Origin of the sequence: Mesorhizobium sp. M8A.F.Ca.ET.218.01.1.1, assembly GCF_004791165.1 — a bacterium.
Classification (GTDB): domain Bacteria; phylum Pseudomonadota; class Alphaproteobacteria; order Rhizobiales; family Rhizobiaceae; genus Mesorhizobium.
The window spans coordinates 697,198-712,284 of record NZ_SRUZ01000003.1 but is presented as its reverse complement, the minus strand read 5'-3'; the positions used below and the strand labels follow the sequence as shown (position 1 = coordinate 712,284).

Annotated in this window: 17 protein-coding genes; 6 read left to right on the top strand and 11 right to left on the bottom strand. The window is 63.9% G+C overall.

Translation table 11 applies throughout. From position 1 onward, the window contains the following. Positions 1 to 14: 14 nt before the first annotated feature. From EN861_RS14675 to EN861_RS14640, 7 genes are all read right to left on the bottom strand, one after another. Positions 15 to 863 carry an alpha/beta fold hydrolase gene (locus tag EN861_RS14675; RefSeq protein WP_135864160.1) on the bottom strand — a complete coding sequence of 283 codons (849 nt, stop codon included), beginning with the start codon at positions 861 to 863 and terminating at the stop codon, positions 15 to 17. 242 nt (positions 864 to 1,105) lie between these two features. After that, positions 1,106 to 2,716 carry a molybdopterin-binding/glycosyltransferase family 2 protein gene (locus tag EN861_RS14665; protein ID WP_135864158.1) on the bottom strand — a complete coding sequence of 537 codons (1,611 nt, stop codon included), beginning with the start codon at positions 2,714 to 2,716 and terminating at the stop codon, positions 1,106 to 1,108. Continuing rightward, the gene (locus EN861_RS14660; protein WP_135864156.1) at positions 2,713 to 3,417 is read right to left on the bottom strand and encodes an XdhC family protein; all 705 of its coding nucleotides are present in this window, start codon (positions 3,415 to 3,417) and stop codon (positions 2,713 to 2,715) included. The genes EN861_RS14665 and EN861_RS14660 overlap by 4 nt, the downstream gene beginning before the upstream one ends. A gap of 6 nt (positions 3,418 to 3,423) precedes the next feature. Then, complete coding sequence (locus EN861_RS14655) at positions 3,424 to 3,762, bottom strand: XdhC family protein (protein ID WP_127280086.1); 339 nt, start codon at positions 3,760 to 3,762, stop codon at positions 3,424 to 3,426. A gap of 49 nt (positions 3,763 to 3,811) precedes the next feature. After that, entirely contained in the window at positions 3,812 to 5,062 is a 1,251-nt protein-coding gene (locus tag EN861_RS14650) for a VWA domain-containing protein (RefSeq protein WP_135864154.1), read from the bottom strand. Positions 5,063 to 5,067: 5 nt separating this feature from the next. Further along, positions 5,068 to 5,997: a MoxR family ATPase gene (locus EN861_RS14645; RefSeq protein ID WP_135864152.1), complete on the bottom strand. Its 930-nt coding sequence runs from the start codon at positions 5,995 to 5,997 to the stop codon at positions 5,068 to 5,070. Next, a complete protein-coding gene (locus tag EN861_RS14640) occupies positions 5,994 to 6,521 on the bottom strand; it encodes a flavin reductase (RefSeq protein ID WP_135864150.1) in 528 nt (175 codons plus the stop codon). Before EN861_RS14640 ends, EN861_RS14645 begins: the two co-directional genes overlap by 4 nt. A 179-nt stretch (positions 6,522 to 6,700) precedes the next feature. On the opposite strand from EN861_RS14640, the gene EN861_RS14635 reads away from it, so the two are divergent. Together EN861_RS14635 and EN861_RS14630 are read left to right on the top strand one after the other, a co-directional pair. Beyond that, complete coding sequence (locus tag EN861_RS14635; RefSeq protein WP_135864148.1) at positions 6,701 to 7,774, top strand: ABC transporter substrate-binding protein; 1,074 nt, start codon at positions 6,701 to 6,703, stop codon at positions 7,772 to 7,774. After that, complete coding sequence (locus tag EN861_RS14630) at positions 7,774 to 8,799, top strand: P1 family peptidase (protein WP_135864146.1); 1,026 nt, start codon at positions 7,774 to 7,776, stop codon at positions 8,797 to 8,799. The genes EN861_RS14635 and EN861_RS14630 overlap by 1 nt, the downstream gene beginning before the upstream one ends. Before the next feature lie 9 nt (positions 8,800 to 8,808). Here EN861_RS14630 and EN861_RS14625 read toward each other — a convergent pair whose 3' ends face one another. Further along, positions 8,809 to 9,063, bottom strand: a complete 255-nt coding sequence (locus tag EN861_RS14625) for a DUF2171 domain-containing protein (RefSeq protein ID WP_023773164.1) — start codon at positions 9,061 to 9,063, stop codon at positions 8,809 to 8,811. A gap of 133 nt (positions 9,064 to 9,196) precedes the next feature. Here EN861_RS14625 and EN861_RS14620 point away from each other — a divergent pair, with 133 nt between their 5' ends. The 3 genes from EN861_RS14620 (at position 9,197) to purB (ending at position 11,909) form a co-directional block, all read left to right on the top strand. Further along, the gene (locus EN861_RS14620; protein WP_127279376.1) at positions 9,197 to 9,922 is read left to right on the top strand and encodes a DUF2259 domain-containing protein; all 726 of its coding nucleotides are present in this window, start codon (positions 9,197 to 9,199) and stop codon (positions 9,920 to 9,922) included. Positions 9,923 to 9,978: 56 nt separating this feature from the next. Further along, positions 9,979 to 10,443 carry a hypothetical protein gene (locus tag EN861_RS14615; protein ID WP_167531217.1) on the top strand — a complete coding sequence of 155 codons (465 nt, stop codon included), beginning with the start codon at positions 9,979 to 9,981 and terminating at the stop codon, positions 10,441 to 10,443. A 158-nt stretch (positions 10,444 to 10,601) separates the two neighbouring features. Further along, positions 10,602 to 11,909: an adenylosuccinate lyase gene (gene purB / locus EN861_RS14610; protein WP_127279377.1), complete on the top strand. Its 1,308-nt coding sequence runs from the start codon at positions 10,602 to 10,604 to the stop codon at positions 11,907 to 11,909. Positions 11,910 to 12,099: 190 nt separating this feature from the next. Here purB and EN861_RS14605 read toward each other — a convergent pair whose 3' ends face one another. Beyond that, a complete protein-coding gene (locus EN861_RS14605) occupies positions 12,100 to 12,912 on the bottom strand; it encodes a VOC family protein (protein ID WP_127280661.1) in 813 nt (270 codons plus the stop codon). Between the two features lie 245 nt (positions 12,913 to 13,157). On the opposite strand from EN861_RS14605, the gene EN861_RS14600 reads away from it, so the two are divergent. Then, complete coding sequence (locus EN861_RS14600) at positions 13,158 to 13,712, top strand: alpha/beta hydrolase (protein WP_127280660.1); 555 nt, start codon at positions 13,158 to 13,160, stop codon at positions 13,710 to 13,712. 19 nt (positions 13,713 to 13,731) lie between these two features. Here EN861_RS14600 and EN861_RS14595 read toward each other — a convergent pair whose 3' ends face one another. Beyond that, the gene (locus tag EN861_RS14595; protein ID WP_127280659.1) at positions 13,732 to 14,505 is read right to left on the bottom strand and encodes an HpcH/HpaI aldolase/citrate lyase family protein; all 774 of its coding nucleotides are present in this window, start codon (positions 14,503 to 14,505) and stop codon (positions 13,732 to 13,734) included. A gap of 109 nt (positions 14,506 to 14,614) precedes the next feature. Beyond that, on the bottom strand, positions 14,615 to 14,935 hold the full coding sequence (locus tag EN861_RS14590; protein ID WP_127280658.1) for a DUF1476 domain-containing protein: 321 nt from the start codon (positions 14,933 to 14,935) through the stop codon (positions 14,615 to 14,617). Positions 14,936 to 15,087 lie beyond the last annotated feature (152 nt).

Here is a 15,087-nt window from a genome sequence, read left to right as displayed (position 1 = left end):
TGGCGCATCGGGCCTTATGGTGCCTTCGAAAGCATCCAGTTGAGCGTGCCGCGCCAGTCGACCATGCGGATCGGCGTGCCATGCGTGCCGGTCTCGAAGCGGACGAAGCGGGTCGGATAGGTCTTCGACCTGGCTAGGATGGAGCGGAAGAACGCTTCCTGGTTGGCCACGGGAAAGACCACGTCACGGCTGCCCTGGCCGAAGAACACTGGCACGCGACGCTTGAAGGCGGGGCTAGCGAGAAAGCTCTCGTCCCACAGCGATCCGAGCAGCAGCAATCCATTGATGCGCCCGCCCGTATCCTTGCGGGCGGCAAGCTTCCAGCACAGCGCACCGCCCATCGAGCCGCAGGCGACGAAGATTTTCGCGCCCGGGGACTGTTCGGCATAATGGTCGATCAGGGCCGCGACCAGTGCTGCGCCCTTGTCCCCGAAATCAGGAAAATCCGGAGAGATATAGAGCCCGCCATTGCCGGCCATCAGGTTCTTGAGGCGGTTGAAATTGCCGCCGAAGGTGAAGTCGTCGATGCCTTGCTTGCGGCTGCCACCCTGCCCGTGCAGATAGAGCACGATGACGGCGGCCCCTTGCGTCTTGCCGACGGCGACATGCCTGACATCGCCGGCGTCCGTCTTCAGCATCAGATCCTGCTGCGTCTTGCGCACGCCGGTGTCGGCATACTGGGCATGCACGCGCTTTTCCGGCACCTCGTCACGCTGGTTGATATCGCGCATTTCACGGTAGTCGAGGACCGTGTAGGCACCATTTGTGTCGGATGAGAGCGTCGCCGGATAGGCGAAGAGATCGTCCTTGAAGGGGTTTAATTCGAGTGCATTGGCGTGGGCGGCGGAAAACAGGAAAAGCAAGGCCGTGAGGGCAGCGCGGCACGCCCCCCTCTGGCCTGCCGGCCATCTCCCCCTCGAGGGGGGAGATCCGCAGTTTCGATGACGGCGTCCACCTTGCAACTTTGGAGCTTGGCGAAAGCCGAACGCGTGCCCAATCTCCCCCCTTGAGGGGGAGATGGCCGGCAGGCCAGAGGGGGGTAGAAGCGCAAACGCTGGTGAACTGAAAAACATCACTCAGGCATGCGTAATTCGGCTCGGGTTTGTCAATCCTGCAGCACGCCGCCCGCGCCTTCGAGAGCCTCTCGGGTGTCAACGTCGACGGACGCGCCCTCGCCGATCTCGACATCGATGACATCGAGCCCCTCGGCCTCGACCAGATGACGTGCGCCGGTATCACCTTCGAGATGGCCGACGGCCGCGAACAGCGAACGCGGCAGAAGCACCGGATTGCCGCGTTTGCCTTCATGCGAGGCGCGAACCACTGAGTTGCCGCCGGCCTTGCGGAACGCATCGATCAGCCGGTCGAGGTCATCGGATGCGACGCCCGGCATGTCCCCAAGAACGATCATCGCACCCGCGACGTCTTGAGGCAGATAGGCAATTCCGGCCTTCAGGGAGGTCGACAGGCCATCGGCAAAGTCGGGATTGTCGGCGAAGGTGACGTCGAGGCCCGACAGTGCCGCGCGCACCCGCTCGCGCTGATGGCCGGTGACGACGATCGTGCCCGAAGCCTTCGAGGCGAGCGCGCGTTCGGCGGTGCGGCGCACCAGCGGCTGGCCGTCGAACAGCGCCATCAGCTTGTTCGGTCCGCCCATGCGGCTCGACCGGCCCGCCGCCAGAAGCACGATTGCAACCTTGAGCCGGTTTTTCGCCGGCAACGGCTCGCGCGGCTGCGGCCGCGTCGGTATCTCCATCAGCAGGCCGCCGACGCCCATGCCGGCGATGTCGCCGGCCGTAACGTCAAGGCCGGCAATCAACCGGTCGAGCACCCAGTCGAAGCCGTTCTCCTTGGGGCTGCGGGCGCAGCCAGGCGCGCCGATGACGCGCTTGCCGCCGAGTGTGCCGAGCACCAGAAGATTGCCTGGATCGACCGGCATGCCGGCACGGACAACAATCCCCCCGGCCCTCTCGATCGCCGCCGGAACGACATCAGCGAAATCGCTCATGGCGGAAGCGCCGAAGATGACCACCATGTCGTTGTCGCGCGCGAGCGCGATGGCGGCCTCGGCGACAGGGCCGATCTCATGCGGCGTGCGGCGCTCCGCCGTCAGCCTGCCGCCCGAGCGCGCCAGCCGTGCTTCGGTGACGCGCAAGGTCTTGTCGAGCACATTGGGCTTGGTGCCCGGCAGCACCGTCTGGATGACGCCGATACGCACCGGCCGATAGGCGTTGACGGCAAAGATTTCGCCGCCGGCGCAGATCTTCATCACGGCGTCGACCAGCGATGACGCAACCGCGAAGGGAATGATCTTCACCGTCGCAACCATCTGACCCTTCTCGGCCGCCGCATGCTGAGCCAGCGTGGCGATGGTGATGGCCGGATCGACGGCATTGATGGCGTCGATGACAGCGGCCTTGACCGTGAAGATGCCGGCCGCCTTGGCGTGAAGATTGACCCGACCCGTGGCGGCCTGCCTTGCCTCGATGCCGCCAAAGGTCATGCTCTGAGCAATTGTTTGCGCCGCGGCGTCCTCGCCGAGATCGCCGGAAGCCAGCACGGCGGCGACAACCTGCAGGATACCCGCTCCTTTGAGCGTGGAGACATCTTCGGCGCTCAACCTGTGCGCCTTGCGAAACCGCTTTTCGCCGGCGGTGGTGGCATGGGCCAGCACCGCCCCCTCGGCCTGATCGATCGGGATCGGACCGAATTTCACGCCACCGCGCCCTTCGCTTCGAGGCCGCGCGAGCGGAAGGCATGGATGGTCTGCGCGAGAATGGCGACGGCGATCTCGGCGGGGCTTGCCGCCCCAATGTCCAGCCCGATCGGCGCGTGGATACGTGCTATCTGGTCGGCACTCGCGCCCAGCGCCAGCAGGCGCTCGACGCGCTTGGCGTGCGTCTTGCGGCTGCCGAGCGCCCCGACATAGAAACAGTTGGCGTCGAGTGCCGCCTTCAGCGCGAAATCATCGATCTTCGGGTCATGGGTGACGGCGGCGAGCGCGGTGTAAGCGTCGAGCGGCTGGCGCTCCAGCACATCCTGCGGCCAGTCCGCATGCAAGGCGACATCGGGAAAACGGTCTGATGTGGCAAAGGCGGTGCGCGGGTCGATGATCTCCAGCGGATAGCCGGCGATCCGGGCCATCGGCGCAAGCGCCTGGCTGATGTGAACGGCGCCGATCACCACCAGGCGCGGCCGCGGCAGATGCGCATTGAGAAAGAACGTCCGTCCTTCCGCCTCGACGGAGCCGGAAATGCCGGATCGAAACGCCTTGGCGATCGCCACTCCGAGATCGCCGGCGACGTTGTCCCCCTCGCGCACGACACGATCGCGACCATCACCGACATCGGTGACGAGGATCGCCGCGCGGCGGGCGCGCCGCTCGGCATTGAGCATTTTCAGCGCATAGGGATCCATCCGAGGTCAGCCCAATCGCTCAACATAAACCTTGATGCGGCCGCCACAGGACAGGCCCACCTGCCAGGCCGTCTCATCGGCGACACCGAACTCAAGCATCCTGGCCTTGCCGGAGCCGATGACGTCGACCGCCTCGGTCACGACAGCGCCCTCGACGCAGCCGCCCGAAACCGAACCATGGAAATTGCCATCGGCATCGATGACAAGGTGGCTGCCGACCGGACGCGGCGCCGAACCCCAGGTCTCGACCACGGTCGCGATGGCGACATCCTTGCCGTCCTTCATCCAGGCTTCCGCGATGATCAGCGGGTCGCGGGCCTCATCGAGATAAATGCTGTCGCTCATCGTTGCTTCTCTCAGGGTCTGTTTTTTCAAGGAGCCGGGAAACATATGGCTATGCGGCGTGCCTGGCGCCAGCATCCATCCACCGCCGCGGATCGACCGAAAGCGCCGATTTCTTGTCCAGCGAGGCGCAGAGATCGGCGAGCGCGTCGAGATTGTGCACCGAACGGAATTCGTCGACATGCGGCAGCATCGCCTTCACACCGCGGGGCCGCGCCTGAAAACCGTCGAAGCGCAGCAAAGGGTTCAGCCAGATCAGCCGCCGGCAGGATTTGTGCAGCCGCTCCATCTCTTCCGACAAGCCCACGACATCGTCACGCTCCAGCCCGTCGGTGATCAGAAGCACCACGGCGCCCTGCCCCAGCACGCGCCGCGACCATACAAGGTTGAACTCGGCCAGCGTATCGCCGATGCGCGTGCCGCCGGACCAGTCCTTGACCGCCGCCGAACAGTCGGCAAGGGCGGCATCGGGATCGCGGTGGCGCATCTGCCGGGTGAGATTGGTCAGCCGCGTGCCGAAGACAAAGGTATGCACGCGCCGGCGCTTTTCCGTCAGGGCATGCAGGAAATGCAGGAAGATGCGCGTGTACTGGCTCATCGAACCGGAAATGTCGGCCAGCACCACCAGAGGCGGGTGGACTTCGCGGACCGAGCGGAATTTCGGCAGGATCAATTCACCGCCGGTGCGCGCGGCCGCGCGCATCATGGCGCGCGGATCAATGCGGCGGCCGTGCGCATCGGCCTTGAAGCGCCTGGTCCGCACCATGTCCACGGGCAGCCGCAACGCCGCAATCGCCTTCCTGGCGTCGGCCATCTCGGCTGCGTTCATCTGCGCGAAATCCTTGCCCCGCAACAGCTCGTTGCCGGAGAAAGTGAAGCGGGCATCGACCTCGATCTCGGGGATTTCCCGAGGCGGCTGGTTCTTCTGGTGACCCTCGAACATCGCTTGACTGACACGGCTTTCGGCCGCGCGCGGCTTCTGCTTCTCCCTGACGTCAGGCGCCACCGGCGAAAACATCGCCAGCAGCTTCTCGATCAGTTCACGCGATTTCCAGAACAGCCTGAAGGCTTCGTCGAAGATGGCATGATCCTCGTGCCGGGACACCAGCACGGCGTGCAGCGTCCAGTAGAAATCATCGCGCGAGCCGATGCCGGAGACGAGTACCGCCTCGATGGCGTCCTTGACCGAGGCTGGCCCGACCCGCATGCCGGCCTTGCGCAAGGTGCGGGCGAAATAGACGATGTTGTCGGCGATCCGGCCGTCGGCCGTCGCCTCTCTTGGGTCGGGACGCGGCGTGTTCACTCTTGCTACTCCGCCGCCGCGAGCTCGGCCTTGACCTCGTCGAGGATGCGCCGGCCCTCGCCCGCGCCGATGCGGGCAATGTCGTCCTGGTATTTCAGCAACACGCCGATCGTGTCGGACACGGTCTCCGGATCGAGCGCCACCTTGTCGAGTTCGGTCAGCGCCCCGGCCCAGTCGATAGTCTCGGCGACGCCCGGCACCTTGAACAGTTCGATCTGGCGCAGCTTCTGGATGAAGGAGACCACTTCAGCGGAAAGCCGCTGGTTGGCCCGTGGCACCTTGCGGCGCACGATCTCCAGCTCTCGTTCCGCATCGGGATAATCGACCCAGTGGTAGAGGCAGCGCCGCTTCAGCGCGTCGTGGATCTCGCGTGTGCGGTTGGTGGTGATGATGACGATCGGCGGCTCTTCCGCCTTGATGGTGCCGAGTTCAGGCACCGTCACTTGGAAGTCGGAGAGGATTTCGAGCAGGAAGGCTTCGAACGCTTCATCGGTGCGGTCGAGCTCGTCGATCAGGAAGACCGGGGCCGCACCCGTCTTTCCGGTCAGCGCATCGAGCACCGGCCGACGGATCAGGTATTTTTCGGAAAAGACGTTGCGCTCCATGGCGGAGCGCTCGACCTTGCCGGCCGCCTCCTCCATGCGAATCTCGATCATCTGCGCGGCGTAATTCCATTCATAGACGGCCGAGGAGACATCGAGCCCCTCATAGCACTGCAGGCGGATCAGCCGGCGGCCGAGCGCCTCTGCCAACACCTTGGCGATCTCGGTCTTGCCGACGCCGGCCTCGCCCTCGAGGAAAAGCGGCCGTTTCATGCGCAGCGACAGGAAAAGCACCGTTGCCAGCGACCGGTCCGCGACATAGTCCGCACCGGTCAGGAGATCGAGCGTTTCCTCGATCGTCCCCGGCACGGGGCGCGGTTTCAAGTCGCTCATTCCTTCTCCGTAGGTGCGGCCGCCCCACTTTCCAGAACGTGGTAGCCGCGTGCGTGGTAAATCAGCGGCCGCAAATTATCGCCCATACGCAGGCCTGTCACCTTGCCAAAAAGCACACGATGGGTGGCCAGGTCCTTGGTATCGATCAACTCGCAGTCGAACACGGCGAGCGCGCCCTTCAATGTCGGCGCACCAGTGGAAATGACATCCCATTCGCCGAGCGCGAAACGCTCTTCGACCGGCAACCCAGTCATGCCGGAGAATCCAATCGACAGCGGCTCCTGGTGCGAAGCCAGCGTGTTCAGGGCAAATTTGCCGTTCTTCACGAAAAGCTCATTCTTGGCATTTTCACGATTGAGGCATACCAGGATGGTCGGCGGCGTGTCCGACACCGAACAGGCCGCGATCACCGTCGCCCCGCGCTTGCCGGCGGGCCCATCGGTGGTCACCACATGGACGTGACCGGCAAAATGGCTCATCGCGTCGCGATAGGCTTGCGGTCCAATATCGTTCTTCTTCAGCACTGGAAAGTTTCCGTGGCCATTGTTCGCCTGACATATATGGCCAGACATCACATGCCACAAGCGAAGTGCTTGGCCCATATCCCGAATTCGCGTGTTGCACCAAGGCCGGACAGCCTTTAGGTCTTGGCGGGAATTGGTGCCCACGCGACGTCGCGGGCTTGGAGGGACGGTTCGGCAGGATGGGATCCGGGGCAACGATATCCATCGCACTGGCCTGGCTGTTGCTGACCGGTGCCGCTGGCGCACAGACGCTCACGATCGGGGTCGCCGCGCCCCTGTCGGGACCGTCGGCCATCCTCGGCAAGCAGATCGAGGCTGGCGCCGAACTCGCCGCGGAGGCGGACGGCGTCCAGCTCAAGACCGTGGATGACGCCTGCACCGGCGACGGCGGCGCCGCGGCGGCAAGGGAGTTCGCGGCAGCCAAGGTCAATGTCGTGATCGGCTTTCTCTGCACGGAGGCGATCGAAGCGGCGATGCCTATCCTGAAGGACGCCAACATCCCGGTCATCACCGTCGGCGTGCGAACCGAAAGCCTGACCGACCGCCGCGCCAAGACCGGCTGGCCGGTCTATCGCCTCGGGCCGCGCGGCGATGACGAGCGCAACGCCGTCGCCTCTAACCTGACCCGCCTGTGGCGTGATGAATTGTTCGCCATCATCGACGACGGCACCATCTATGGCCGCGAGATCGCCGAGACATTTCGCGCCGCGGCGGAGCAGGCAGCGTTGAAACCGGTCTTCGTCGACACGTTCCGGCCGCAGCTCGACAACCAGATCGGCCTGATCGGACGGCTGAAGAAGGCTGGCGCCACGCATGTCTTTGCCGGCGGCGACGGTGACGACATCGCCATCATGGGGCGCGATGCCGCCCAGCTCCAGGCCGGCATCGTCCTTGCCGGCGGCGAAAACCTGCGCACGCCGCCCGGTGACGTGCCCTATGCATCCGGTACGCTGATGATCGCCCAGCCGGAATGGGCGGATATCGCGAGCCCTAAAGTGCTGGAGAGCTTCGCCGCGCGAAAGATCGTGCCGGACGGCTATACCTTGCCAGGCTATGCCGCAGTTGAGATCGCCAAGGCGGCGGCAGCCTTGTCCGAAAGCTCCGGCAAGCCGCTGACCGACGCACTCACCGGGCATGATTTCACCACGGCGATCGGGCCGGTCCGCTTCGACGCCAAGGGCGACCTCAGCCGGAGCCCCTACCGTGTCTTCCGCTTCGACGGCACCCGCTTCGTGCCCTTGGAAAACAACTGATGTTCCGCACCGGCCCGCGCAATCTCATATCGGACGTTGCCGGCCTGCGCGTCGGCAACACTTCCGATGCCAGGCTGAAGTCCGGCGTGACGACCGTGCTTTGCGACGAGCCGGCGGTGGCGGGTGTCCAGATCCTGGGCGGCGCGCCCGGCACCCGCGAGACGGATTTGCTGGAACCGCACAATTCCGTCGAGACAATCCATGCCGTTGTGCTGTCGGGCGGTTCGGCTTTCGGCCTCGATGCCGCGTCCGGCGTGCAGGCCGCGCTGCGCGAGCGCGGCATCGGCCTCGAGGTGGGCGGCTTCCGGGTGCCGATCGTGCCAGCGGCGATCCTATTCGACCTGCGCAATGGCGGCGACAAGGACTGGGGCCGTTATCCGCCCTATCGCGACCTCGGCTACGAGTCGGTGCAGGCTGCCGCTGCCGATTTCCTGCTTGGCACGGCCGGCGCCGGCACCGGCGCACTGACTTCGGGCCTGAAGGGCGGCCTTGGCTCCGCCTCGACGCTGCTGGACAATGGCATCACCATCGGCGCGCTGGCCGCCGTCAACCCGACCGGCTCTGTAACCGTTGGCCGCACCCGCCATTTCTGGGCGGCGCCCTTCGAAATCGGCGATGAATTCGGCGGGCTCGGCTATCCCTCGCCCATGCCCGAAGACGCCAAGCGGATCTTGCTGAAATACCGCGACAAGGAACACGGGCGGCAGATGGAAACCGGCGGCAACACGACCATCGCCGTCATCGCGACGGACGCGGTCCTCACCAAGGCCGCCGCGAAACGCCTGGCGATTGCGGCGCATGACGGCTTCGTGCGCGCCATCTGGCCGACCCATACGCCGGCCGACGGCGATCTGGTGTTCGCGTTGGCGACCGGCAAGAGCGGGATCGAACTCACCGCCGACGCCGCGGTCGACCTCTACGCCGTGGCCGGCGCGACCATGGCACGCGCCATCAGCCGCGGGGTGTTTGCCGCGACGCCAGCCGATAATGATTTGTTCCCAGTCTGGTCGTCGCGCCTGGGCTAAGGCCTTCGATCAAACCGGATCGGATTTCTCTTCCTCGAACGTCACCGCGACATCGGAATTCGCCGACAGCCAAACCTTCTTGCCATCGACCTCGGCAACCAGGGCCAGGGAAATATAATGATGATGGCCCTTGTGAGCGCCCTCGCCGCTATCGGCCTTGGTCAGCTTGATGCGCTGGCCATCCACCTTGTCGACCGTGCCGATATGCACGCCATCGGCGCCGACGACTTCCATGTGCTCACGAATTTTGCTGGTGTCGGTCATGGTAGCTTCTCCATTGGGGATTGCCGACAATAACAAATGACGAGCGGATTGGATGCATCGGCTTTGGTCCGCACGACGTTTTGATTTCGTCGTGCTAGGGATTGAAACGATCACGGCTGCCGGGGTGAAAACGATGCGAATGCTTTTCCTGTTTGCCGTTTCCCTGGCAGCGCAGCTCGCGGCGTCGATCGCCGCCCAGGCCGGCGATGTCGCGGAACTTGAAATTCTCGGCTTCACCCGGGATGGCAGCGTCTTCGCCTTCGAGGAATACGGCGTCCAGGACGGGTCGGGCTTTCCCTATGCCAACCGCTATTACATCGACACAAGCAGCGACAGCTTTCTCAAGGGCACGCCGATCAGGGTCCGGCTCGACGATGAGAATGCAACGCTCGACGCTGCCCGCGTCCAGGCCCGGCAAAAGGGCGAAGCCATTGTCGGCCAGGCCGAGCTGAATGCCAATCGCGGCATCACCGCCGGTTTCAACCCGGTGACCGAGCTTTCAGCCGATCCGCATCGCATGGCGGTCAATCCGAGGCCGATCTTCTCCCCGGTCGATCAGCCGCTCGAGTTCCGGTTGGACGAGATCGGCATGAACAACACCGAAGGCTGCGACAGCCAGGGCGAGATCAATGGCTTTCGTCTGCTGCGAATCGAGGCGCAGGATGGCGGCACCACCAAATTGCTGCACGAGGACAAGGCGATCCCCAAGAGCCGGGGCTGCCCGAACGGCTACCGCATCGGCGCGGTGCAGACATTCTCAATGGACAGCCTCAGCGCCTATGCGGTTCTGATCGCGGTGCGCCAATATGGTTTCGAGGGGCCGGACTTTCGCTGGATCGCCGTGACCGGCCGCCTGTGACAGGGCTTGTCCGACCCGTCAGGAGCAATCGCGCCCTGCGCCGCCTTCGCGACGCGATGCCGAGACCGCGCGCAGCGCTTCTCGGCGCCCTGCTGTGGGCAGCCGCGATGGGCGCCAGCGCACTCGTCAACCTGTTTCTGGACAATTGGGTGACGCCGGGCAAGATCCGCACAGTGTCGCTGCTGTTCGCCGCAGGCGGCGCCTTGGCGTTTCCGGTTGGCCTGTTCGCGGCGCGGCTGGTCTCGCTCGGAAGAGGCTCCGAGGTCGCCTTCGCCGCGGCATTGGTGTGCCTCGCCGCGGCGACGATTGGCCTGACCGCCGGGCTGTATGCGCTGCAGTACCGGTCCTATTATGCCGAATGGCATGCGCCCGCATTCACCCTCACCTGGGGCTTTCAGCTTGCCTTCACGGTGGCGGTGGCGTCCTACCAGTTCGTGGTGCTGGGCATCCGGCTCTATTTTCCGCTTGGTTTTGTCGCCTTGTTCGCTGCCGGCATCTGGTTTGCGCGGCATCAGCGTTGAGCATTTGGTCCACCTCTGGTAGGAGGCGGGCCAACCTGGAGCGGTTCAGCGTTTGATAGAATCGCCGATCCGCTCTAACTTTTTCTTTTTCGCAATTCCGGACGGAAAACCGCTGCGCACTTTTCCTGGAATTGCTTTAGACAAATCAGGACAGACCGATGATCCCTCGCTACTCCCGGCCGGAAATGGTCGCCATCTGGTCGCCCGAAACCCGGTTTCGCATCTGGTTCGAAATCGAGGCCCATGCCTGCGACGCGCTGGCCGAACTGGGCGTCATCCCCAAGGAAGCGGCCAAAACCATCTGGGAAAAGGGAAGTGCTGCGGAATTCGACGTCGAGAAGATCGACGCGATCGAGCGCGTCACCAAGCATGACGTCATCGCCTTCCTCACCCATCTTGCCGAATTCGTCGGACCCGATGCGCGCTTCATCCATCAGGGCATGACGTCATCTGATGTGCTCGACACCTGCTTTGCGGTGCAACTCACCCGTGCCAGCGACATTCTGCTCGCCGACATCGATGCGTTGCTTGCAGCGCTCAAGCGCCGCGCCTTCGAGCACAAGGACACCGTCACAATCGGCCGCAGCCACGGCATCCATGCCGAGCCGACCACCTTCGGTATCAAGCTGGCGCAGGCCTATGCCGAATTCTCGCGCTGCCGCGAGAGGCTGGTGCACGCGCGCGAAGACATTGCCACCTGTGCGATTTCAGGGGCGGTCGGCACCTTTGCCAACATCGAGCCCTATGTCGAGGAACATGTAGCCCAAAAGCTGGGACTGAAGCCGGAACCGGTATCAACGCAAGTGATCCCGCGCGACCGCCACGCCATGTTCTTCGCCACGCTCGGCGTCATTGCCTCCTCGATCGAGCGGCTGGCGATCGAAGTCCGGCATCTGCAGCGCACCGAAGTGCTGGAAGCGGAAGAGTTTTTTTCGCCGGGCCAGAAGGGCTCGTCGGCGATGCCGCACAAACGCAATCCGGTGCTGACCGAAAACCTCACCGGCCTCGCCCGCATGGTGCGCTCCATGGCGTTGCCGGCGATGGAGAACGTGGCCCTTTGGCACGAACGCGACATTTCGCATTCGTCGGTCGAGCGCATGATCGGCCCGGACGCCACCGTGACGCTCGATTTCGCGCTGTCACGTCTGACCAGCGTCGTCGACAAACTCGTCGTCTATCCCGAGAACATGCTGAACAACATGAACAAGTTCCGAGGACTGGTGCATTCCCAGCGCGTGATGCTGGCGTTGACGCAGGCCGGCCTGTCGCGCGAGGACTCCTACCGGCTGGTGCAGCGCAACGCCATGAAAGTATGGGAACAAGGCGCTGATTTCCTTGAGGAACTTCTGGCCGACAAGGAAGTGACCGCAGCGCTGCCAGAGGCGCAAATCCGCGAGAAATTCGACCTAGGTTATCACACCAAGCACGTCGACACGATTTTCAAGCGTGTGTTCGGGGAGGCGTGAGCTTTCCTTCTCCCCGTTCACGGGGAGAAGGTGCCGGCAGGCGGATGAGGGGCAGCGCCAACTTCGACGGGTAAAGCTACTCATCGCATTGTGTCAGAAGCGATAACCTTGCAACCTCGGCGCCGCCGCTCATTGCCCTGCCGGGCATTTCTCCCCGTAAACGGGGAGAAAGAAGCTGTGTTGACGCCAATCACGCCTTGCCAGGAACAGTCCTGATCACCGTGCCCCAGGGGTCCTCACGGGTCGTTTCACTCGCCACATTGTCCGAGCGCATTTCGACCCAGGCGAGGCCCGAACGAGACGGGTCGCGGCGACCGGCGCCGGCGCTCTGCCAGGCATTGGCGCCGATGTGGTGGTGGTAATGGCCTGACGACAGGAACACCGCCTGGCCGCCATATTTGGCGACCGTGTCGAAGCCGAATTCCTGGTTCCACCAGGCTTCGGCCTCTTCCGGCCTGCCGACGCGGAGGTGGACGTGGCCGACAATGCTGTTTTCCGGCGCGCCCTGCCAGCCCGCATCGCCGGCCGGCACTTCGGCAACGACAGAAGGAATGTTCATCCGCTCGGTCGCCATGGCGATCTTGTCGCCGCTCCATTTCCAGTCCTGCGGGCGGCGATCGGCATAGATCTCGATGCCATTGCCCTCGGGATCGGTCAGATACAGCGCTTCGCTGACCAGATGATCCGAAGCCCCCTCGATGGCGATCTTGTCTGATATGGCGTGGTTGATCCAACGGCCGAGATCGGCGCGGCTTGGCAGCAGGAAAGCCGTGTGGAAGAGGCCGGCGCTGCGCGGATCGTCCGGCTTGGCGGACGCGTCCGGCTCAAGAACCAGCAGCGGACGGTTGGCAGCGCCGAGCGTGATCGCGCCATCGGCACGGCTCAGTTCCTGCAGGCCGACAACCCGGCGGTAATAGGCCGCGAGGCTTTCGGCATCACGCGCCTTCAGCCCGACCCGGGCGACGCTCACCGGCGTGGTGGCGGCAAATGGCAGTTCGCTCATCATTGTCTCCGTTGCGGCGACGTTTCGCGAAGCTCCCAAAGCCAGGAGCCCGCCGCCACCAATCATTGTACGTCGTGTCAGCACCAAAATCCCGGCCCTCCACGGCTGTTTCTTTCCCCACAGAGATCGTCGATCGCCATCGTTCACACAAGACGGCGAAAAGCGAACATGGTGTTCACCATTGCGTGCAAAGAGCGCAGCCATCAACGGTTGCATGAGACAATCGCGCTCGCTATCTCAGCGCCATGAAAGTCAAAGACGCAGATATCCTGATCATTCCCGGATACACCAATTCCGGACCCGAGCATTGGCAGACCCGCTGGCAATCGAAGCTGTCGACCGCGCGCCGTGTGGAGCAGGCCGAATGGTCGAAGCCGGTGCGCGAGGACTGGACGGCGAGCGTCGCCAAGGCGGTCAACGAGGCCGAGAGACCTGTCGTTCTCGTCGCTCACTCACTGGGAGTGGCCGCGGCCGTACAGGCCATTCCGAAATTTCAGAAGCCGGTCGCCGGCGCCTTCTTCGTGGCACCGCCCGACGTCGCCAATGCCAAGATCAAGCCGAGGCATCTGATGACCTTCGGCCCCTATCCGCGCGAGCCGCTGCCATTTCCCTCCATCGTGATCGCCAGCCGCAACGATCCCTTCTGCCCCTTCGATGTCGCCGAGGACATCGCCGGCGCCTGGGGCTCGCTGTTCATCGACGCCGGCGAGACCGGTCATCTCAGCGAGGATTCAGGCTTTGGCCCGTGGCCCGAGGGATCGATGACCTTCGCCAAGTTCCTGACGGACCTGAAGGCTTAGCGTCCGTGGTCGCGCTGCATCAGGCGCCGATGGAATCCTTGATGCCCTTGAGCAGGGTCTTTGCCCCCAGCGAAATCAGCGCATGCTCGGAGCCCGTGGCGAGCAGGCGGTAGCCCATCGACACGACGCGGCCGGCGATAGCGGGTTCGACGACGTAGATCGCCGCATGCTTGCCGGCCTTGCGGGTGCGCTCGGCAACCGAGGCCACTGTCTCCATCATGCTTTCGAGCGTCGAGTTGACTGTCGCGCCGTTCGACCAGGCGATCGAGAAATCCGATGGGCCGAGGAAGATGCCGTCGATGCCGGGGGTATCCAGTATGCCGTCAAGCGCATCGAGCGCCGCGCGCGTCTCGACCATCGCAAAAGCCATGGTGCGCTGATTGGTGTCGCGCAGCCATTCGGCATAGTCGCCCTTGCCATGACGGGGAAAGGCATAGGTCGGGCCCCACGAGCGCTCTCCGAGCGGCGGATATTTCATGGCGGCGGCGAACAGCTTGGCATCGGCCACCGAGTTGACCATCGGGGCAATGACCGCTTCGGCGCCGAAATCGAGGGCACGGCTGGCCATGTCGAAACGGCCAACAGGGATGCGCACCAGCGCTGGCTTGCCCAGGGCCAGTACCGGCGCCAGGCCGCGCAGGACGCTGTCCTCGTGATGGCCGCCATGCTGCATGTCGAGTGTGACGGCATCGAAGTCCTGCCTGGCGAGGATCTCCACGGTCAAGGCGTCCGGCACGCCAGACCAGGCGGTGACCAGCGTTTCATCTGCGGCAAGACGGGACTTCAGGGACATCTAATCTCTTTCCTTATTGACGTCGCCAGTTTCAGCCGGAAACCGCCGCAAAGGCAAAGAAAAACCGCCCGGATCGGCCGGGCGGTCGATTGGTCCAGTAAGAGGCCGATCAGGTATTCCTGATCTGCTCGATCGCCTGCGCCATCAGTTCGTCCATGGTGCGGCGGATCTGATGATCGGACTGCTCCACGCCTGCAGCGTCGAAATCCTTGCGGATCTTGCGGAACACGTCATGGTCGCCGGCTTCCTCGATGTCGGAAACAACAACTTCCTTGGCGTAGGCGTCGGCGTCGGAACCGGATTTTCCGAGCTTTTCGGCGGCCCACAGACCAAGCGCCTTGTTGCGCCGCGCCGAAGCCTTGAACCGAAGCTCCTCGTCGAATGCAAATTTGCGCTCGAAGCCCTCTTCGCGGTCTTTCATGCTGCTCATGGCGTCCCTCCGGGTCAAATCCGATTCGTTGGCAGGTGAATATGTGTGTTGCCGAAGCACAAACCAAAAGGTCGCGGGCCGGTCAATATGCTTCGTCATATGCTGCGCTGCGGCATTTCAGTCCCGAAAGCGGTTGATTCGAAGGATTTGCC